We start from the raw sequence: 19,782 nt of genomic DNA, 5'->3' as shown, positions 1-19,782 counted from the left end.
TATGAATATCCAAAAACGTATTTTACTTATTGAAGATGATGAAAGTATGGGCTTTTTATTAAAAGACAGTCTTGAAGGATATAATTTTCACGTAACTCATTTAACAAATGGATTACCAGCTTTACCTTTATTAAAAAAACAATCTTTTGATTTATGTTTATTAGATGTAATGATGCCAAAAATAGATGGTTTTAGTTTGGCTTCCGAAATTAGATCTTTCAACCTAGACATTCCTATTATATTTTTAACTGCTAAATCAATGAAAGAAGATAAAATAAAAGGGTTTAAAGTTGGTGCTGATGATTATGTAACTAAACCTTTTAGCATAGAGGAATTAGTATTAAGGATAAAAGCTATTTTAAAAAGGGGGAAGACTACTAATTTAACCAATGAGTCAATAAATTTTGATGCTTATTCTTTAGATATTACTAATTTAATATTGCATACTCAACAAGAAAGTATTCAGTTAACTCAAAAAGAAGCTGATCTTTTATCATTATTCGTTAAAAACCCAAATACATTACTTAGAAGAGAATATATTTTAAAATCGATATGGGAAGATGATAGTTATTTTTTAGGTAGGAGTTTAGATGTTTTTATTTCAAAATTACGCAAGTACTTTAAAGAAACATCTTCAATTAAAATAAGTAACATTCATGGTACCGGTTATAAGTTTGTAATTTTAGATTCATCTTTATAATTATATTAATTTAAAAGCAACTACATGTATATGCAGTTGCTTCTTAATTTAATTAAAGTTTATTAAAAACTTATTTTTTAGCATTTACCAAATGTTTGGCTAATTACAGTTACCCCCCCAATAACAACAGAAAGTTTAACACCTGTAGGAATTCCCCAAGTTGTACAAATACCTATACATGCCTTACCTGCAGTTCCGTTTGGAATGCTAACAGGAATACTAAAACAATGTTTTCCAAAACCTAAAGGTAATTTTATACAAATCTTGTGATTTTCAACTGTAACTGACACACATTGTGCACTTACAAACAAATCTCCTCCTTTAGTTGTATCAAAACTAGCATTTGCTGCTTTTAATTCTCCGCCGCCATGTGTGTTTCTTGCTGCTTCTAGCGCTTGTTCAATTGCTTCATCATCGAACGAATAAAATGTTCCCATAATTTTTTATGTTTAAGTTAGTTTCTTACTCTTTTTAAAGGATTTTCAGACTTCTCCTTGGTAATAAAAAAGATGTAGCTACTTCTAATTTTTACTTAACCATTAATAAACTTAAGCTTATCAACACTGTAAATATCTGCATTACGCTCCCTTAAACTTCCAAAAACACCGCGACCGATTATTATAATGCTATCAACATTATAAAATACTTCGCAAACGAAAAAAGATAAATTAATTAATTGCAATTGTAAGATCAAAAAGGTTTTTGTCGATTAAAAAAGAAAAGATTAATTTTACCTAGCTATGAAAAAATTACTTGGTTACCCACCATTTCACTACCTCTTATGCTTAATTTTTGGAATAACTTTACAGTTTCATTTCAAAATATGGAGTTATAGTTTTTTTAAACTGTTTTTAACTTCCATACTATTAAGCTTGATTTTACTTATTTTAAAAAAAAATAAGTATGCTGTTGGATTTAAATTTATATCTCTTTTTACTTTCCTCTTCTTAGGGATTACATCAGTATATATTCAAAACCCTAAAAACTATTCAAATTATTTTATAAAACATGTAAACAATAATTCTTATACTACTATAACAGTTACTAAAAAATTAAAATCTAATACTTATTTTGATAAATATGTTGGCTCCATTAATTATGTTGATAAAAAAGAAGTTAAAGGAAATGTTTTAATAAATATAAAGAAAGACAGTTCTTTACAATTATTAAAAATCAACGATCAAATAGTAATAAAACCTATTTTTAAAGAATTATCCTCTCCTTTAAACCCTTATCAATTTAATTACAAAGACTATCTCTCAAAACAATATATATATCATCAAATATCTATCAGTAAGAAACACTATAAAATTACAACAAACAAAAAGTTTTCAATAGTTAGGTATTCAAATAGTTTTCGAGAAAAGATTCAAACTTCTTTAAAAAAACAAGTTTTTTCAAAAGACGTATATGCCATTATCAATGCCTTATTACTTGGTCAACGTCAAGATATATCAAAAAAAATTATTGCAAATTACACAAACGCTGGTGCCATACATTTACTAGCTATATCAGGATTACATATTGGTATCATTTTGTTAATACTCTTAAATATACTAAAACCTTTACATTATTTTAAACACGGTACTCGCCTAAAAACCCTTAGTATAATACTCGTTTTATGGTGGTTCGCTTTTATTGCTGGTTTGTCTGCATCAGTAGTTAGAGCAGTTACCATGTTTACTTTTATTGCAATTGCAGAACTATTTAAAAAGAAAAGTATCATAGAACATTCACTTATAAGCTCCATGTTTTTATTACTTCTTATAAAACCTTTATTTTTATTCGATGTTGGTTTCCAATTAAGTTATATTGCTGTTTTTGGAATTGTTTGGATTCAACCATTACTTTATAAGATTTGGAATCCTAAATTTTCATTATTAAATAAAATATGGAAATTATTTACAGTCTCAATTGCTGCACAACTAGCTATTTTACCAATTAGCTTATATTATTTTCATCAATTTCCCTCTTTATTTATCCTTTCTAATTTAATTATAATACCCTTCCTTGGTAGTATTTTATTCTTTGGAATTATAATTATGCTACTATCTACTTTAGATTTACTGCCAAACTTCTTAGCTAAAATCTATAACTATAGCATTCAATACATGAATAATTTTATGGAATGGATTGCAAATCAAGAAAACTTTTTACTGACAGAAATACCTATGTCTCTTTTACAAGCATTTTTATGGTATACTTTTATAATTTTTTCTTTTCAGCTCTTTTTAAAACCTACTACAAGAAAATTAATTTATACTTTACTTTCAATTAGTCTGCTACAATCTACTTATTTAGTAGAAAAACACAAAAGTGAATCGAGGAATGAATTTGTCATTTTTCATAAAAATCAACACTCAATAATTGGGGAACAAAAAAAAGGAAAACTTCTCATTTATCATGACTCTTTAAAAGTATTAAATATCACTAATGAAAAATTAGTAAAAGCATATCGTATTGAAAAAAACATTAATACAATTTATAAAAACACTATCCCTTCAATGTTTTTAACAAAAAAAGATACTATTATGATAATTGATAAACTCGGTATTTACAATGTTAAAAACCTTAAAAACTGTATTGTTTTATTAATAGACAATCCAAAAATAAATTTATCTCGTTTAATCAAACAAGTAAAACCAAAATTAATTATAGCTGATGGCAGTAATTATAAAAGTTATACTAATCAATACAGGCTAACTTGTAAGAAACAAAAAACACCCTTTTGGAGTACTTACCAAAAGGGTGCTTATATATTAAATTAGTTCTTTAACTATATAGAACTTTTAAAGTTTTCAGAAAAATCTTTCCATTTTGTAGTTTTATAATTTTCACCTGAAAAGAAGGCTAATATTTTTTCAAAACGCTGTTCAGCTAAATAGCCAGGAACATTTTGTATGAGTTGTTTATCTTTATTTAAAAAAGCTGTTGATGGGTAACTAAGTTTTCCATTCATTATTGCCGCAGCTAGTTCATGATATCCTCTCCTACCTTGTGCTTTATAGGTAAATTTTCTTCCTTGGTAGTTTATATCTCTCTTCTCTTCTCCATTTAATTTTACAGCATAATAATTTTCATTAATATACTTTACAATTACTTCATTCTTATAAGTAGTTTTATCCATTTTCTTACACCATCCGCACCAATCGGTATAAATATCAATTAAAATAGGCTTCGGGTTTTTCTCATTTTTCTCTATGGCTTCTTCAAAAGTTAACCATTTAACCTTGTTTTGTGCTTTAACACTTATAGAAGCTACTACTAAAACTACTACTATTATAAAATTTCTCATACTCCGTTTGTCTCAATAAGTATTCCAAATTTACAAAAAAACCTGTTAATTTTTTCAAACTAACAGGTTATATATTTTTCTACTGATAAAAATTATTATCGAATACCGTGCATTAATTTCTTAATTAATGGATTTAATACCAAAAAGATTATCCCAACTGCTCCAGGGATTATAGTAAATATTAAAAAGAAAAAGGACATAGAATATTGTTCTACAATAGGATCTATATAACTACCTACTTTAGCAGCAATAAAATTACCTAGGGCATTTACTAAATACCAAATTCCGAACATCATACCTATTTTTTTCGCAGGCACTAATTTTGAAACATAAGAAAGTCCTACTGGAGATACACATAATTCTCCCATAGTGTGAAATAAATATGCTAACACAAGCCAAATTAAACTTACAGATGCTGTTTTAGCTCCTTGAGGAATAGCACTAGAACCATAAGCTAAAGCACCAAATCCAATAGCTAAAAGTACCATTCCAATTCCGAATTTTACTGCCGCAGATGGATTAAACTTACTTTCCCACCATTTAGAAAATAGTGGAGCTAAGAAAATAATAAACAATGAATTTAATATTAAAAACCAAGATGCCTCAATTTCTGCATTTTGCTGAGGAATGATTACACTTAATTTCCATATTACTATTGCCCAAATACTCACAAAGCTAATACCTAAAACTATATTAGATAAAGATATTTTTTTAAATGTTTGTCCAAATAATTTTAACAATACCCAAGAAATAATAATTAAAGGCACTGTTGAAACTAAAACATCTACAATTTTGAATATAACTGCAGAATTACCTGTTAAAGCTCTTTGTGTATAATCTCTTGCGAAAATGTTCATAGATCCACTTGCTTGTTCAAAAGCTGCCCAAAAAAACACTGTGAAAAAAGCTAAAATACCAACTACTATGTATCTATCTCTTTGAACATTATTAGGAACTTTTTCTTCTTCAATAACCTCAACATTTTCAATAGCGTCTGATAAATCTACTTTTTTACTTGGTGCATTTCCTATATTTTCAAAAATGTCTCTACCAAACCAAAATTGTAAAGTTCCTAAAAACATAAAAATACCGGCAAGCCCGAATCCCCATGAATAACTTAAATTATTTGCTAAAAAACCACATAGAAGAACTCCTAAGAAACCACCAGCATTTACTCCCATATAAAAAATGGTAAAAGCCCCATCTTTTCTTTCTGGGTATTTGTCATATAAACCACTTACTATTGAAGTAACGTTTGGTTTAAACAAACCATTACCTATAATCAAAAGACCTATACCTAAATACAATGTCATTTCTGTTTCTAAAGCCATAGCTGCATGCCCCAATGTCATTGCCAAAGCTCCAAGCGCTACTGCTTTTTGATATCCTAAAAACTTATCTGCAATGATACCTCCAATTAAAGGTGTTAAATAAACAGAACTTGTATAAATACCTAATAATCCTAAGGCACGTTCTCTAGTCCATTCCCAGCCACCATCAGAAAATGATGCTGTTAAAAACAATACAAATATTGCACGCATTCCATAATATGAAAAGCGTTCCCACATTTCAGTAAAAAACAAAACAAACAGTGCTGGTTTATGTCCTAAAAGACTAAACTCATTAGATTTCAATGTTGTACTCATAAATATTTATTTAATTTATAAACAAAACAAACCTCATAATATTTCTATTATGAGGTTGTTAAATATATTTTTATTAATTATCAGCTAATTCAAATCCTTCTGCCTCTTCCTGCTTTAAATCCCTTTCCTTCTCTTCAGCTCCATGCGTTAAACGCTTTAAAGGTTTTAATATTAAAATAAATAAACCACCGATTAAAACAGTAAAAATTAATATTCCAGAAAAAATAGTTAACTCACCATAATCAGAAGCTGATTCTCCTACTATTCCTGCTACTTTATTACCTAAACCTGTAGCTGCAAAATAAACTCCCATCATTAAAGCAGCATATTTTACTGGTGCTAACTTAGTGATAAAAGAAAGTGCTACTGGTGAAATACATAATTCACCTATTGTATGAAATAAATACGCCAATACTAACCATAACATGCTAGATGTTCCAGATTTCTCGAACTCCATAGCTGCAAAAACCATAAAAAGGAAACCAAATCCCATTATAATAATACCTAAAGCCATTTTAAATAAAGAAGAAGCTTCTTTTGATTTCAGCTTTCTATTAGCCCAAAAACCAGCAACCCCAGTTGCAAATAAAATAATAAAACCAGCATTTAAACTTTGAAACATTACTGTTGGAATTTCCCAACCAAAAAGAACTCTATTTGTATTTGTTTCTGTATATAAGTTCATTAATCCTCCAGCTTGCTCAAATGCTCCCCAAAAAATAATAACCATAATAAAAGATAATAAAAGAACTAAAAAACGATCTTTAAAAACCTGAGTTTCTAATTCTTTGTAAATCATCATTAATAATGCTGTAATTGCTGTTAAAAACAAAAATAACATTCCATAACCCCATCCTAACTTATACCATCCAAACGCAGATGCCGCTAATAAAACTACAGTAAAAACCAACTGTTTAGGTGAACTAAACAGCTTTGAATATAACTTCCCGTAAGATATTGAGTTCTCATCATTTTTACTTGGCACGAAATTACCTACTTCTTTTAAATATTTTTGTCCATAAACATAGTTTATTAATCCTAATACCATTACAATACCTGCTAAACCAAAACCTGCATGCCATCCCCATTTTGCAACTACTAATCCTATTACCATCGTTGCTAAAAGAGAACCTAAATTTATTCCTATATAAAAAATAGAAAATCCTTTATCTCTTCTAATATCTCCTTCTTTATATAATCCTCCAACCATAGTTGAAATATTTGGTTTTAATAAACCAACTCCTAAAATAACTAACCCTAACCCTGTATAAAAAGCCCAAGTATCAGTCATTATTAGAACTCCATGACCTAGGCACAAAATAATTGCCCCTAATAATACCGATCTTTTTTGTCCAAGTAATTTATCTGCAATCATACCTCCGGGTATAGACATTACATATACCAACATGGTATACCAACCATATAAAGCTAAAGCTTCTTTACTTGTCCAACCTAACCCTGCTCCTCTTGGATCATCTCCCATTGCAGAAGTAGTCATATATAAAACTAATAAAGCTCTCATTCCATAATATGAAAATCGTTCCCACATTTCGGTTAGAAACAGGATATATAAACCTACTGGTTGCCCAAATAATTCTTTTTCATGCGGCTGTTTTACTGTACTCATGTTTGTTAGATTTTTATAAGTTGTTTTTAATAAAATTTGTCATTTTAGTATATAAATGTAAACGTGTATTACCACCATAAATTCCGTGGTTTTTATCTGGATACATTGCCCAATCAAATTGTTTATTAGCTTGAATTAAAGCCTCTGCCATACGCGTAGCGTTTTGTACATGTACATTATCATCTCCTGTACCATGAACTAATAAATATTTTCCTTTTAATAATTCTGGATAGTTCAATGGTGAATTATCATCATACCCTGTTGGATTTTCTTCAGGAGTACGCATATAACGTTCAGTATATATTGTATCATAAAAACGCCATGTTGTTACTGGAGCAACTGCTATTGCTGCTGCAAAAACGTCATTCCCTTTTAAAATACAATTGGTACTCATATGACCACCAAAAGACCATCCCCAAATTCCAATTCTATTTGCATCTACATATGAAAGTTTTGCTAACTCTTTAGCAACCGCAATCTGATCTTCAGTTTCATGCTTTACTAAATTCATATAAGTAACTTTCTTAAAATCTCTACCTTTATAACCTGTACCTCTTCCATCAACACATACAACAATATACCCGTTTTGAGCTAGCATTTGGTGCCAGTAATCATTTGAACCATTCCATCTATTAGCTACATTTTGAGATCCTGGCCCAGAATATTGATACATTAAAACAGGGTACTTTTTATTTGCATCAAAATTTGATGGTTTAATTGTATACATGTTTAAATCATTCCCATTTATGGATATTGTTGAGAATTCTTTTTTACTAAGATTGTATTGAGTAATAGTTTGCTTTAAACTTGCATTATCTTTAATTGTTTTTAAAACTTTACCTCCTTTATTCCTTAATGTATACACCTGTGGAGTATTAGCATCAGAAAACGTATTGATAAAGTAATTCATATTTTTACTAAAAGAAGCACCATTAGTTCCTGAAGGATTACTTAGTAACTTTTTGTTATCTCCTTTTAATGAAACACTATATACCCCTCTATTAATTGATCCGTTTTCTACAGATTGATAATAAATAGTTTTTTCTTTAGCATTATACCCGTAATAAGAAGTTACTTCCCAATTACCTTTAGTTACTTGATTTATTAATTTACCTTTATTATCATAATGATAAATATGGTTATACCCATCTTTTTCACTAGTCCAAATAAAGCTATTATCATCTAAAAAAGTTAAATCGTCAGTAACATCAACATAAGCCTTATCTGTTTCATTAAGTATTAATGTACTTGCAAATGTGTTAGCATTAACAAAATACATTTTCAAATCATTTTGATGGCGATTTAATGTACGTACAGCTAATAAGTTTGAATCTTTAGTCCAATTAATTCTTGGAATGTATTCATATTCTCCAAAAACTATTTCTGCAGTTTTATTGGTGCTTAATGAAAAAATATGCAATGAAACTTTTGCGTTTTTTTCTCCAGCTTTTGGATATTTAAAAACATGTTGAGTTGGATATTTCCCTTTACCATACACATCCATAGAAAATGTTTTCACTTTGCTTTCATCAAAACGTAAGTATGCAAGGTTTTTACTATCTGAACTCCACTCAAAAGCTTTTACAAAACCAAATTCTTCTTCATATACCCAATCAGTAATACCATTAATAATTTCATTTTTCTTTCCACTACTTGTTATTTTAAAAACAGTTTCATTTTCAGAAAAATCTTTAATGTATAAGTTATTATCCTTAGCGTATGCTATTTTTTTACTATCTGGTGAAAAAGTAGGTCTTTGTATATCTTCTCCTATTAATGATATTTTTTTTGAAGCAATATCATATAAGTAAAATGTACCTAAAAAAGAACGACGAAATATTGGTTTAAAGTTGGTACCTAAAATCAATTTAGTTTCGTCGTTATTAAATTTATAAGATTGAATGTATTTTAATTCATTTAAATCTTTACTATCAACAATTGTGGCTATTTTCTCTAATGTTTCATAACTGTACTTATCTACAGTTGAACTTTCTTTTGAATAATTTAAAAGGGAGTAAAAATCTCCATTCATTGAGTTTAAAGAATTCATATAATCAGCTCTAAACGTGCCTTTTCGCCATATATCCTCTAAAGAAATATCTTTTTTCTGAGCTTGTATAAACGTAGAAACTCCAATAAAAAATATTAACAGTTTTTTCATATTTAGTTGTTGTTTAAGTAAAAAGTTTGCCAAGTTTACGGAAAATTCATTAAATTCTGAGTTAAAAACCTTAGAAATATACATTATGAAAGCTATTTTAATAGGATTCATTTATCTTTGACCCCATTAAAAAACAAAAACAAAGAATGCCTAAAGTTATTTCTGGATTTTCTAAACTTTCTAAAGAAGACAAAATAGATTGGTTAGCTAAAAATTTTTTTAACAATCAAAATGAAACTATAAATGTTATAAAACAGTATTGGAATGACAATTCTAAGCTACAACAACTTCATGATGATTTTATAGAGAATACAATCACTAACTTTTATATGCCCTATGGTATTGCTCCTAACTTTATTATTAACAATAAAGAATACGTAATACCTATGGTAGTTGAAGAAAGTTCTGTAGTTGCTGCTGCTTCTCTTGTAGCTAAATTCTGGAGTACACGTGGAGGTTTTAAAACAACAGTTATTTCAACAACTAAAATTGGTCAAGTTCATTTTATGTTTGCTGGTAATAAAAAAGAACTCACTAGTTATTTTAATGAACAAAAATCTAAATTAAGAGAAGTAACTTCCTCTATTACCAAAAACATGGAAAAAAGAGGTGGTGGTATTTTAGATATTGAATTAATTGACAAAACTAAGCAACTTGATAACTACTATCAATTGCATGTTACTTTTGAAACCAAAGATTCAATGGGAGCTAATTTTATTAACTCTTGTTTAGAAGCTATGGCTAATCAATTTAAAAGACATGACATTGAAATAGTTATGAGTATTTTATCTAACTATGTTCCTGAATGTATTGTTAAATCTGAAGTTTCATGCTTAATTCCTGATTTAGGAGGAGAGAATCCTGAGAAGTTTGCTAAGAAATTTGAACAAGCCGTTAAAATAGCAGAAATTGAACCTTTTAGAGCTGTTACTCATAACAAAGGAATCATGAATGGTATTGACGCAGTTGTTTTAGCTACAGGAAATGATTTCAGAGCTATTGAAGCTGGTGCCCATGCATATGCCTCTAAAGATGGATGTTATAAAAGCCTAACTCACTGTGAAGTGAAAAATGGTATTTTTAAATTTTGGATAGAAATACCTTTGGCTGTTGGAACAGTTGGTGGATTAACAGCTTTACATCCTATGGCTAAACTATCACTAGATATGTTAAACAGGCCATCAGCACGAGAGTTAATGGAAGTAATGGCGACCGCTGGTTTAGCTCAAAATTTTGCAGCTCTAAGAGCTCTTACTACTAAAGGAATTCAGCATGGTCATATGAAAATGCACTTAATGAACATTCTAAATCAATTAGGAGCAACTGCTGAAGAAAAAAACACAATTGCTAAAAAATTTGAAAACGTAACTGTTTCTCATAGTGCAGTAGTGGAAGCTTTCAATAAATTAAGAGAATAGAAAGAATATGTCAACTCGAGTGGAGTCGAGAAGTCATATATTAATAATATAAAAAAGGTTTCGACTCCGCTCGACCTAATACTTGTTTTGAAAAAATTTTACTCAAACGGAAAGTTATTATTAACTGGTGAATACCTTGTTTTAGACGGCGCAAATGCATTAGCTATTCCTACAAAATCTGGCCAAGATTTAACAATACAACCAATTAACGAACCTCAACTCATTTGGGGCAGTTTTACCAACGAAGGCAATTGTTGGTTTGAGGCTACGTTTAACATTTCTAAACTACGTTTAACCTCAGCTACATTTGATTCCAATAAAGAAGGAGGGGCTGAATTTATAGCAGAAACGCTTCTAAATATTTTAAAAGAGGCTAAAAAATTAAACCCTGATTTTTTAAATATCGAAAATGGATTGATTGTAAAAACAAATTTATCATTTCCTAAAAACTGGGGGCTAGGAAGCTCTTCAACACTAATTAACAATATTGCTTCTTGGGCAAATGTAGACCCTTTCAGGTTGTTATGGAATGCTTTTTCTGGAAGTGGTTATGACATTGCTTGTGCCAAACATAATACTCCAATTATATATACTCTTAATAACGGAATACCTTCAATTAAGGAAACTCAATTCGTACCAAGTTATGCTGATGAATTATTTTTTGTGCATTTAAACCAAAAACAAAACAGTAGAGAAGGTATTGCTCAATATAAACAATACAAAGAAGAAGCAAAACTTCTAATTCCAGAAATAAATAAGTTAACTCAAGAATTTTTAGAAGCTTCTTCTACTGAAAAATTAAATAGTATTATTATAGAACATGAGCACATTATAAGTTCTATTATTAAACAAGAACCGGTTAAAAAACGTCTATTTTCTGATTATTTTGGAGAAATTAAAAGTTTAGGTGCTTGGGGTGGTGACTTTGTTTTAGCTACTGGAGGTAAAAATACCCCTGAATATTTTAAAAATAAAGGGTTCAATACAATTTTACCTTTTAAAGAAATGGCTTTATGAAAAAAGTAATAATTATAGGTGGAGGTGCTGCGGGTTTTTTTACAGCCATAAATGCAAAAGAGCTAAATCCCAATTTAGACATTACTATTTTAGAAAAAGGAAAAGAAGTTTTACAAAAAGTAAAAATATCTGGTGGTGGACGTTGTAATGTTACTCATGCTTGTTTTGAACCAAAAGAACTAACTAAATTCTACCCTAGAGGAGAAAAAGAATTATTAGGTCCTTTTCATAAATTTATGACTGGTGATACATTTGAGTGGTTTGAGAATCATGGAGTTCCTTTAAAAATAGAAAATGACAACCGTGTTTTCCCTGAGGCAAATACATCTCAAGCTATTATAGATTGTTTTACTAATGCTGTTAATAACCTAGGTATTAAAGTGTTTAAAAACCATGGTGTAACTTCAATTCAAAAACAAGAACCTATCTGGACTATCAACACTAAAGAACGTCAATTTAAAGCAGATGTTCTAGTAATTGCAGCCGGTAGTAGTAAAAAAATATGGGAGATGTCTGAAAATCTAGGGCATTCAATAATTAATACTGTTCCTTCTTTATTTACTTTTAACATTAAAGATTCTAGAATAATAGATTTAGGTGGCGTTGCTGTTCCAAATGCAGAAGTTAGTATTGCCAAAACTAAACTAGAAAGCTCGGGCCCATTATTAATTACTCACTGGGGATTAAGTGGTCCTGCGATATTAAAGCTATCTGCTTTTGGTGCTCGTATTTTAGCTGATAAAAACTATCAGTATAATGTTATTGTTAATTGGTTAGGAATTGATGCAGATACAGTTTTTGAAAAACTCCTTGAATTAAAAAATACCAATGCTAAGAAACAAGTTATTTTAAAATCACCATTTCCAGATATTCCTCGTCGCTTATGGGAACGTTTAGTTATAGCTTCAGCTATTAAAAACAACCAAAACTGGGCAGATATCAGTAATAAACATCTTCAAAACTTAACAAATCAATTAACCAACGGGTTATTTAATGCAAATGGGCGCACTACTTTCAAGGAAGAATTTGTTACTGCTGGCGGTATTGATTTAAAACAAATTGACTTTAAACGTTTTGAAAGTAAACTACATCAAAATTTATTTTTTGTAGGTGAAACATTAAATATAGATGCTGTTACTGGAGGATTTAACTTTCAAAATGCTTGGACAGGTGGATATATATGTGCTAAATCTATCTCAGAAAAATAAATAAAAATATAAAGGTCAAAATAAAATTATTTTGACCTTTATATTTTTTAATCTTCCTCTTCATAACAGTTAAAAACGATAGAATACCCATACTCTAGAGCTTCCGTATACAAGTCTTTCTGCTCTTCATCTACATCATCAATAGAGTCAAGTGTGAAATATTCGTCTTCTATTTCAGTAACTTTCCATCCTTCATCTTTAATATAAAAATTTGCTAATTTTAATGCGCCTTGAATATCCTTATAATCAATATACAAACTTACATACGCTCCTATTACTTCATCATAATGCTCAGATGATTTTTTAGGTTTTGCTAAGGCATTTATTAAATACATATTATTTGATTTTTTTATTTGTTTAAGCTATTTCTCCTCTGTGAGGTTTTAAGGTATCTCTAAATGTTTTCATATCTGATTCATTGACTATAATAAAAGCTATAGTATGTAAATCATTTAATTGGTTATACCCAACTTCATGATAATTCAAGCTATCAATTTGGGCAAATTCTTTTAAATGAACACAATGGTGTTTAGCAGTTTCTAATCCGTCAGGACCCTTAAAGTCCCATATAAGTTTTATTTTTCTATCCACAATTATAATTTAAACCACAAAAATACCTAATTCTAAATTGAATTAGGTATGCAATTATATTAACTAATTAAATATTAGTTGCTTTTTTGAGTTATTGTATACTTATAAGCTTTGAAAATCTTAAGTAATTTTTGACTATGAGAACCCGAAGATGCATTAAAAGTAAAACAAATTGTAAGTTTTAATTTTGGCATATATGCAGCTATTGAACGAAAACCATCAATTGCTCCATCATGCCCGTAAACCACTAAACCATTAAATTCATTAACTGAAATCCCCATACCCATTTCTTCTTTGGGTGTGGTCATTAATTTTAAGCTTTCTTTTGAAATCAATTTACCTGTAAAAAGGGCATTATAAAAAATACTTACTTCTTTCGCATTAGAAATAACACCACCTGCTCCCATTGTTCCTGTTAAATTAGTGTGGAAAGTAATTGGATGCCATTTACCATTTTCAGGATAATAACACATTGCTTCATTTTTAGAAAAATCAATATCTTTTCCAAAATCTGTTCTTTTTAAATTTAACTTGTCTATAATTCGATGATTAACAATTTCACCAAATGTTTTCTTATCTATGTTTTCAGCAATATAAGCAAGTAAGATATAATTAGAATTAGAATATTCTAATTTAGAATTTGGTTTAAATAAACTAGCTTTACTTTTTATTTTAGTTATCATTTCATTCCTACTTCTAGGTTCGCTTATCCAAACTTCAAAATTTTTATCTGTTGTAATATTATAAATACCACTTCTATGATATAACATATCAGAAATTGTAATATTTTCTGAATTTGGAATTTCTGGAAAATATTGACTTAAAGAATTTTTTAATGATAATTTCCCTTCATCTAGTAATTGTAAAATAATGGTAGCTGTAAATGTTTTACTGATAGAACCAATTCTAAACTTAGTTTCAGCATTGTTCTTTTTATCAAGTTCAATATTAGCGTATCCAATAGATTTTTCATAAAAATTATTTCCATTTTTTAAAATAGAAACAGTGCCCATTGCCTCATTTTCTTTCTCAAAATCATTTAATAATTCATTTAAGTTTTGGCTTTTAGTACAGCTCACAAAAAAGCATAAAGTTCCGAAGAATAAAAAAATTCTTTTTTTCATAATATATTAAATTTTGTATGTGATTAGTTATTAACTAGTGTTGTTTTTTTAAGTTTAAAGCTATAAGCCCTAATCTAACAATTAAAAACACTAACATTCCAAAAGTGGGACTTAACAATGCTTCTTTTAAACCAACTGCTAAAACTGAATGATGTATTCCTGTTGCTATTGAAATCGAATCAAAAGCCCAAATCATATTTATCATAAAACCTAAAAATCCCCAAACCAAAGTAAACAAACTTAAATGTCCTATTATTTTTTGTTTTTTGCCTTTTTTATCACCATCCATAAAAGATTTTATAAGTAAGATTATACACAAAATTAACAATATCATCATTGGATACATAAATTCAGGACCTCCTTCATATAATATATTCATAAATAAGAAATTCATAGTTTTAAGTTTTTTAAGTTATTATGTTTCAAATCTAAAAATAGTTTATTGTTCTTTTTTTAGATTGCGACGATTGAATGTTTTATAAAGACAAACTACTAATTGAAGCTTATATAGCAACGTTATTAATCTTATATGCAATATCACGTCTTTATTTTGAATTTCATCGCAAAAAACAATGCATTTAAATAAAAAAGGTATTATTGTACTCTTATGAAAAAATATTTTTCGTTAGTTAAAATCTTAATTAATATCTTAATACACTTGTTATTCTGGATTGGTGTGTACTTTTTTTATACTTATTTTTTAGGATATGGTAGTAGTAATATAAAATATGTAAACAAATTTTCATTCTATTTAATGCCTATAACAATTGTAATAGGTTATTATTTTTATTTTTATTTAATTCCTAATTATCTACTTTCAAAAAAACAATATTTCTTTTTATTATATACAGTATACTCTTTAATAATCTCTTTTTTTCTTATCTTATTTTCAGTTTTTTATGGAGTTATTTTTTCAGCTAGTTTAACTCCAGAAAACTCAATACCTTTAACTAAAAGTCTCCCAATAATAATCTTAGGTGTTTATTTTGTTATACTTATTGTTATAATGCTAGGTTTAATAGCACATCATTATAAATCAACATTAAAAAATGAAGATTTAAAAAACAAATTTCTAGAAACACAATTACAACTTAAAGAACAGGAGTTAAAGTTTTTGAAAATGCAAATCCATCCACATTTTTTATTCAACACACTTAATACTCTATATGGTTTCACACTAAAAAAAGCAGATGAAGCTCCAGATATGATTCTAAAGTTATCTAATCTATTAGATTATATCTTATATCAAGTAGAAAAACCTAAAGTTTTATTGTCTGACGAAATTCAACATATTGAAGATTATGTTTCTTTAGAGAAAATGCGCTTCCAAGAGCGTTTAATCATTGATTTTCAAAAGGAAACATATAATAATCATGTTCAAATTTCTCCAATGCTCTTATTACCTTTTGTTGAAAATGCTTTTAAACATGGTAGTCAAAAGAATGGCGCACTAGAAATATCTATCTTTTTAAAAACAACCAATTCTGAATTAATTTTTGATATTTACAACACAGCAAAAAATGAGAATATTAAAAAAGGAGGAATTGGATTAGAAAACATAAAAAAAAGATTAAATATGGTTTATAAAGATAAATTTGATTTATCAACTTCTTTCTCAAATAATCTCTTTACAGCCCAATTAAAAATACTACTTAAGAATGAATAGGAAAGTTAATTGTATTATTGTTGACGATGAGCCAATGGCTCGTGAAATACTAGTAACTTATATTACAAGAATCACAAATTTAAACCTTATTAAAAGTTGCTCAAGTGCCATAGAAGCATTAAACTTAATAAATGATAAAAATATTGACTTACTTTTTCTAGATATTAACATGCCAGAAATATCAGGGCTATCATTAGCTAAATCTACTCATAAAAAAACAAAAATAATTTTTACTACTGCCTATCGTGAATATGCAGCAGACGGATTTGACTTACAGGCTATTGATTACTTATTAAAGCCAATAGCCTTTGATAGGTTTCTTCAAGCTGTTAATAAATTTCTTGAAATTCCATCTACTTTAAAAAATCACCCCATAGAAAACAAATCATTCACAAATAACAATTTTATTTTTGTTCGAGTAGATAGAAAAATGCTTAAAATAGATTTTGATTCTATTCTTTACATAGAAAGCTTAAGTGACTATATTAAAATCCACACCAAAAACAAAACGATAGTTACTAGAGAAACCATTACTAATATCCAGACCAAATTACCAACTACTTCATTTTTACGAATACACCGTTCTTTTATCATTTCAATTTCATCTATTAATTCTTACACTAATGAATACATAGAGATTAATAAAAAAGCAATTCCAATTAGTCGTAGCTATAAAGAAGAGGTCTTGAATAAATTAAATTCTATTTAGTGTTAAACAATTATCTTTGTCAAAATTTTTGACATTGAACATATCTGATTTTATATTTAAGGAGACTAGAAATACAATAGAAAAGGCAACGTACACTTGGAAAACACCGAGTAATATAGCCTTAGTTAAATATTGGGGAAAAACAGAACCTCAACTACCTAAAAATGCTTCTATTAGTTTTACGCTAAATAATTGTCATACAATTACTACTATTGAGTTTACAAAAACAAAAAAAGTTACTGAAGCTAACTTTGAATTATATTTTGAAGGAAATAAGAAAGATGACTTTAAACCAAAAATAGCTAAGTTTTTCAGTAGAATTGAAAAATATTGCCCTTATATTTTAGAATATTCAATGGTTATCAATTCAGAAAACTCATTCCCTCACAGTAGTGGGATTGCTTCATCAGCAAGTGGAATGAGTGCTATAGCTATGTGTTTAATGAGTTTAGAAAAAGAGTTAACGCCTAGCTTAACATTAGAGTGTTTAAATAAAAAAGCTTCTTTTTTAGCTCGTTTAGGTTCAGGAAGTGCAAGTAGAAGTATTGAAGGGCCAATGGTTGTTTGGGGTGAACATCCAAAAATAAAAGGTAGCTCTGATTTATTTGGCATCAAATTTCCATACGAAGTACACCCTATTTTTAAAGATTATCAAGATAGTATTTTATTAGTTGATAAAGGTGAAAAACAAGTATCTAGTACTGTTGGTCATAACTTAATGCATAATCACCCATATGCAGAGCAACGCTTTAAACAAGCAAATGAGAACTTAGATAAATTATCTATAATATTACAAGAAGGAAATATTAAAGAGTTCATTAATTTAGTAGAAAGTGAAGCATTAACACTACATGCAATGATGCTCACAAGTAACCCTTACTTTATATTAATGAAACCTAACACTTTAGAAATAATTAATAAGATCTGGGAATACAGATTAGCCACTAAAAGTAATGTTTGCTTTACCTTAGATGCAGGCGCAAACGTGCATATTCTCTACCCAAAAGCTGAAAAACAAGCAGTTGAAGATTTTATAAAAACTGATTTGTTAAAATATTGCCAAAAAAATCAGTATATTTGTGATAGTACGGGGTTAGGTGCACAAACCTCATAAATTTAATTCCCTTAATATTATGAAAACTTCAACATTACTTATCGTAGTGTTTGTTGGGTTTTTTACTTTATCATTAACAGCCCAGGAAACAGTATGGTTCGACGCCAATTGGCAAAAGACAACTAAGGACAAAGGCGAGTACTATCGTCCATCACCAAAAAAAATTAAAAATGGTTACTGGATAATAGATTACTTTGAAAACGGACAAGTGCAAATGGAAGGATTTAGCACTACTAAAGAGTCGGGAGAAGAACATTTTGATGGATTAGTAACTTACTTTCATTCAAATGGTAAAACATGGCATAAAGCCAATTATGTAAACGGTAAACTTCATGGAGTTCGTAAAGTTTTTTACAAAACTGGCGAGCTCAAAGAACAAGGTAAATATAAAGAAGGCAAACGAGAAGGTATTTGGAAGGTTTATTACAAAAACGGTAAAATAAAAGAGAAAGGCAAATACAAAAACAACAAAAAAGCAGGTGTTTGGAAAACTTTTTACAAAAACGTTTACTAATAAATTGTAAACTAGACCTTTTACTTGTACTTTTGCATTATAATTAAACATCTATGAAAGGACCTTTATTTTATGCAAAGATTTTACTCTTCGGAGAATATGGTATCATTAAAGATTCTAAAGGATTAGCAATTCCTTTTAACTCTTATAAAGGTGCTTTAAAATCTGCTAAAAACTTAACAGGAGAAGCAAAGAAATCAAACGAAAGTTTAGCTAATTTCTATAATTACTTAGTTAACTTATCTTCTGATGAAGTTTCTTTTGATGTTGAAAGTCTTAAAAATGACATTGACAACGGAATGTATTTTGACTCATCAATCCCTCAAGGATACGGAGTTGGAAGTTCTGGTGCGTTAGTTGCTTCTATTTATGACAAATATGCAAATAACAAGATTACAGTTTTAGAAAACTTAACTAGAGATAAGCTTTTAACCTTAAAACAAACTTTTTCTTTAATGGAGTCTTTTTTCCATGGTAAAAGTTCTGGGTTAGATCCTTTAAACTCTTATTTAAGTTTACCTATTTTAATCAACTCTAAAGAAAATATAGAGGCTACTGGCATACCTTCTCAGAAAGAAGGAAAGGGAGCTGTTTTCTTATTAGATTCAGAACAAATAGGAGAAACTGAACCTATGGTTAACATTTTCATGAATAAAATGAAAAATGAAGGCTTTAGAAAAATGTTAAGTGAAGAATTCTCTATTCATACTGATGCTTGTATAGATGATTTTTTACAAGGAAACATTAAATCATTATTTGGAAACGTAAAAAAATTATCCAAAGTTGTATTCACTAACTTTAAACCTATGATACCTACTGCATTTCATAGAGTTTGGGAAAAAGGAATACAAACAAACGATTACTACCTGAAACTTTGCGGATCAGGTGGAGGTGGATACATTTTAGGTTTCACTAAAGATTTTGAAAAGGCTAAAAGCAGTTTAAAAGACTATAAGTTAGAATTAGTGTATCGTTTTTAAATGATTTTGTTG

19 protein-coding genes are annotated in these 19,782 nt (G+C 28.7%); 10 read left to right on the top strand and 9 right to left on the bottom strand.

The genetic code is table 11. The annotated features are described in order from the left end of the window. Position 1: 1 nt before the first annotated feature. Positions 2 to 700 (top strand): response regulator transcription factor, encoded by a 699-nt coding sequence (locus BLV71_RS00725; protein ID WP_093868702.1) that lies wholly within the window; start codon positions 2 to 4, stop codon positions 698 to 700. Between the two features lie 77 nt (positions 701 to 777). On the opposite strand, the gene BLV71_RS00720 is transcribed toward BLV71_RS00725, so the two are convergent. Further along, positions 778 to 1,137 carry a hypothetical protein gene (locus tag BLV71_RS00720; RefSeq protein ID WP_093868701.1) on the bottom strand — a complete coding sequence of 120 codons (360 nt, stop codon included), beginning with the start codon at positions 1,135 to 1,137 and terminating at the stop codon, positions 778 to 780. A 303-nt stretch (positions 1,138 to 1,440) separates the two neighbouring features. Here BLV71_RS00720 and BLV71_RS00715 point away from each other — a divergent pair, with 303 nt between their 5' ends. After that, positions 1,441 to 3,468 carry a ComEC/Rec2 family competence protein gene (locus BLV71_RS00715; protein ID WP_093868700.1) on the top strand — a complete coding sequence of 676 codons (2,028 nt, stop codon included), beginning with the start codon at positions 1,441 to 1,443 and terminating at the stop codon, positions 3,466 to 3,468. Between the two features lie 8 nt (positions 3,469 to 3,476). Here BLV71_RS00715 and BLV71_RS00710 read toward each other — a convergent pair whose 3' ends face one another. The 4 genes from BLV71_RS00710 to BLV71_RS00695 form a co-directional block, all read right to left on the bottom strand. Further along, complete coding sequence (locus BLV71_RS00710) at positions 3,477 to 3,995, bottom strand: thioredoxin family protein (protein ID WP_093868699.1); 519 nt, start codon at positions 3,993 to 3,995, stop codon at positions 3,477 to 3,479. Positions 3,996 to 4,090: 95 nt separating this feature from the next. Continuing rightward, the gene (locus BLV71_RS00705; RefSeq protein WP_093868698.1) at positions 4,091 to 5,641 is read right to left on the bottom strand and encodes a peptide MFS transporter; all 1,551 of its coding nucleotides are present in this window, start codon (positions 5,639 to 5,641) and stop codon (positions 4,091 to 4,093) included. Between the two features lie 73 nt (positions 5,642 to 5,714). Then, complete coding sequence (locus tag BLV71_RS00700; RefSeq protein WP_093868697.1) at positions 5,715 to 7,268, bottom strand: peptide MFS transporter; 1,554 nt, start codon at positions 7,266 to 7,268, stop codon at positions 5,715 to 5,717. Between the two features lie 13 nt (positions 7,269 to 7,281). After that, positions 7,282 to 9,429: a S9 family peptidase gene (locus BLV71_RS00695; RefSeq protein WP_093868714.1), complete on the bottom strand. Its 2,148-nt coding sequence runs from the start codon at positions 9,427 to 9,429 to the stop codon at positions 7,282 to 7,284. 146 nt (positions 9,430 to 9,575) lie between these two features. Here BLV71_RS00695 and BLV71_RS00690 point away from each other — a divergent pair, with 146 nt between their 5' ends. The 3 genes from BLV71_RS00690 to BLV71_RS00680 all read left to right on the top strand — a co-directional run bounded on the left by BLV71_RS00690 (position 9,576) and on the right by BLV71_RS00680 (position 13,072). Further along, entirely contained in the window at positions 9,576 to 10,847 is a 1,272-nt protein-coding gene (locus tag BLV71_RS00690; RefSeq protein WP_093868696.1) for a hydroxymethylglutaryl-CoA reductase, degradative, read from the top strand. 87 nt (positions 10,848 to 10,934) lie between these two features. Next, positions 10,935 to 11,864, top strand: a complete 930-nt coding sequence (locus tag BLV71_RS00685) for a GYDIA family GHMP kinase (RefSeq protein ID WP_093868695.1) — start codon at positions 10,935 to 10,937, stop codon at positions 11,862 to 11,864. Beyond that, entirely contained in the window at positions 11,861 to 13,072 is a 1,212-nt protein-coding gene (locus BLV71_RS00680) for a BaiN/RdsA family NAD(P)/FAD-dependent oxidoreductase (protein WP_093868694.1), read from the top strand. Before BLV71_RS00685 ends, BLV71_RS00680 begins: the two co-directional genes overlap by 4 nt. A gap of 47 nt (positions 13,073 to 13,119) precedes the next feature. On the opposite strand, the gene BLV71_RS00675 is transcribed toward BLV71_RS00680, so the two are convergent. The 4 genes from BLV71_RS00675 to BLV71_RS00660 all read right to left on the bottom strand — a co-directional run bounded on the left by BLV71_RS00675 (position 13,120) and on the right by BLV71_RS00660 (position 15,181). Then, on the bottom strand, positions 13,120 to 13,407 hold the full coding sequence (locus BLV71_RS00675) for a hypothetical protein (RefSeq protein ID WP_093868693.1): 288 nt from the start codon (positions 13,405 to 13,407) through the stop codon (positions 13,120 to 13,122). A 22-nt stretch (positions 13,408 to 13,429) separates the two neighbouring features. Continuing rightward, the gene (locus tag BLV71_RS00670) at positions 13,430 to 13,663 is read right to left on the bottom strand and encodes a hypothetical protein (RefSeq protein WP_093868692.1); all 234 of its coding nucleotides are present in this window, start codon (positions 13,661 to 13,663) and stop codon (positions 13,430 to 13,432) included. Between the two features lie 74 nt (positions 13,664 to 13,737). Next, a complete protein-coding gene (locus tag BLV71_RS00665) occupies positions 13,738 to 14,787 on the bottom strand; it encodes a serine hydrolase domain-containing protein (RefSeq protein ID WP_093868691.1) in 1,050 nt (349 codons plus the stop codon). A 34-nt stretch (positions 14,788 to 14,821) separates the two neighbouring features. After that, entirely contained in the window at positions 14,822 to 15,181 is a 360-nt protein-coding gene (locus BLV71_RS00660; protein WP_093868690.1) for a hypothetical protein, read from the bottom strand. Positions 15,182 to 15,541: 360 nt separating this feature from the next. On the opposite strand from BLV71_RS00660, the gene BLV71_RS00655 reads away from it, so the two are divergent. The 5 genes from BLV71_RS00655 to BLV71_RS00635 are packed head-to-tail and all read left to right on the top strand — an operon-like array spanning position 15,542 to position 19,770. After that, the gene (locus tag BLV71_RS00655) at positions 15,542 to 16,453 is read left to right on the top strand and encodes a sensor histidine kinase (RefSeq protein ID WP_233487155.1); all 912 of its coding nucleotides are present in this window, start codon (positions 15,542 to 15,544) and stop codon (positions 16,451 to 16,453) included. Beyond that, positions 16,446 to 17,162, top strand: coding sequence for a LytR/AlgR family response regulator transcription factor (locus tag BLV71_RS00650; protein ID WP_093868688.1), 717 nt, complete (start codon positions 16,446 to 16,448; stop codon positions 17,160 to 17,162). Before BLV71_RS00655 ends, BLV71_RS00650 begins: the two co-directional genes overlap by 8 nt. Positions 17,163 to 17,196: 34 nt before the next feature. After that, complete coding sequence (locus BLV71_RS00645; protein WP_093868687.1) at positions 17,197 to 18,276, top strand: diphosphomevalonate decarboxylase; 1,080 nt, start codon at positions 17,197 to 17,199, stop codon at positions 18,274 to 18,276. 19 nt (positions 18,277 to 18,295) lie between these two features. After that, positions 18,296 to 18,790 (top strand): toxin-antitoxin system YwqK family antitoxin, encoded by a 495-nt coding sequence (locus BLV71_RS00640; protein ID WP_093868686.1) that lies wholly within the window; start codon positions 18,296 to 18,298, stop codon positions 18,788 to 18,790. A 53-nt stretch (positions 18,791 to 18,843) separates the two neighbouring features. Continuing rightward, positions 18,844 to 19,770: a mevalonate kinase family protein gene (locus tag BLV71_RS00635; RefSeq protein WP_093868685.1), complete on the top strand. Its 927-nt coding sequence runs from the start codon at positions 18,844 to 18,846 to the stop codon at positions 19,768 to 19,770. Positions 19,771 to 19,782 lie beyond the last annotated feature (12 nt).

Origin of the sequence: Tenacibaculum sp. MAR_2010_89 (genome assembly GCF_900105985.1) — a bacterium.
In the GTDB taxonomy this organism is placed as follows: Bacteria; Bacteroidota; Bacteroidia; order Flavobacteriales; family Flavobacteriaceae; genus Polaribacter; species Polaribacter halocynthiae.
The sequence above is the reverse complement of the archived record's forward strand: the minus strand, read 5'-3'. Positions and strand labels throughout refer to the sequence as shown.

Excerpts from the sequence above, each read along its gene's own strand:
- BLV71_RS00665 (WP_093868691.1), bottom strand. The coding sequence starts at position 14,787 with ATGAAAAAAAGAATTTTTTTATTCTTCGGAACTTTATGCTTTTTTGTG.
- BLV71_RS00695 (WP_093868714.1), bottom strand. The coding sequence starts at position 9,429 with ATGAAAAAACTGTTAATATTTTTTATTGGAGTTTCTACGTTTATACAA.
- BLV71_RS00720 (WP_093868701.1), bottom strand. The coding sequence starts at position 1,137 with ATGGGAACATTTTATTCGTTCGATGATGAAGCAATTGAACAAGCGCTA.
- BLV71_RS00655 (WP_233487155.1), top strand. The coding sequence starts at position 15,542 with ATGCCTATAACAATTGTAATAGGTTATTATTTTTATTTTTATTTAATT.
- BLV71_RS00705 (WP_093868698.1), bottom strand. The coding sequence starts at position 5,641 with ATGAGTACAACATTGAAATCTAATGAGTTTAGTCTTTTAGGACATAAA.
- BLV71_RS00660 (WP_093868690.1), bottom strand. The coding sequence starts at position 15,181 with ATGAATTTCTTATTTATGAATATATTATATGAAGGAGGTCCTGAATTT.
- BLV71_RS00650 (WP_093868688.1), top strand. The coding sequence starts at position 16,446 with ATGAATAGGAAAGTTAATTGTATTATTGTTGACGATGAGCCAATGGCT.
- BLV71_RS00640 (WP_093868686.1), top strand. The coding sequence starts at position 18,296 with ATGAAAACTTCAACATTACTTATCGTAGTGTTTGTTGGGTTTTTTACT.
- BLV71_RS00710 (WP_093868699.1), bottom strand. The coding sequence starts at position 3,995 with ATGAGAAATTTTATAATAGTAGTAGTTTTAGTAGTAGCTTCTATAAGT.
- BLV71_RS00635 (WP_093868685.1), top strand. The coding sequence starts at position 18,844 with ATGAAAGGACCTTTATTTTATGCAAAGATTTTACTCTTCGGAGAATAT.
- BLV71_RS00690 (WP_093868696.1), top strand. The coding sequence starts at position 9,576 with ATGCCTAAAGTTATTTCTGGATTTTCTAAACTTTCTAAAGAAGACAAA.
- BLV71_RS00700 (WP_093868697.1), bottom strand. The coding sequence starts at position 7,268 with ATGAGTACAGTAAAACAGCCGCATGAAAAAGAATTATTTGGGCAACCA.
- BLV71_RS00675 (WP_093868693.1), bottom strand. The coding sequence starts at position 13,407 with ATGTATTTAATAAATGCCTTAGCAAAACCTAAAAAATCATCTGAGCAT.
- BLV71_RS00715 (WP_093868700.1), top strand. The coding sequence starts at position 1,441 with ATGAAAAAATTACTTGGTTACCCACCATTTCACTACCTCTTATGCTTA.
- BLV71_RS00725 (WP_093868702.1), top strand. The coding sequence starts at position 2 with ATGAATATCCAAAAACGTATTTTACTTATTGAAGATGATGAAAGTATG.
- BLV71_RS00680 (WP_093868694.1), top strand. The coding sequence starts at position 11,861 with ATGAAAAAAGTAATAATTATAGGTGGAGGTGCTGCGGGTTTTTTTACA.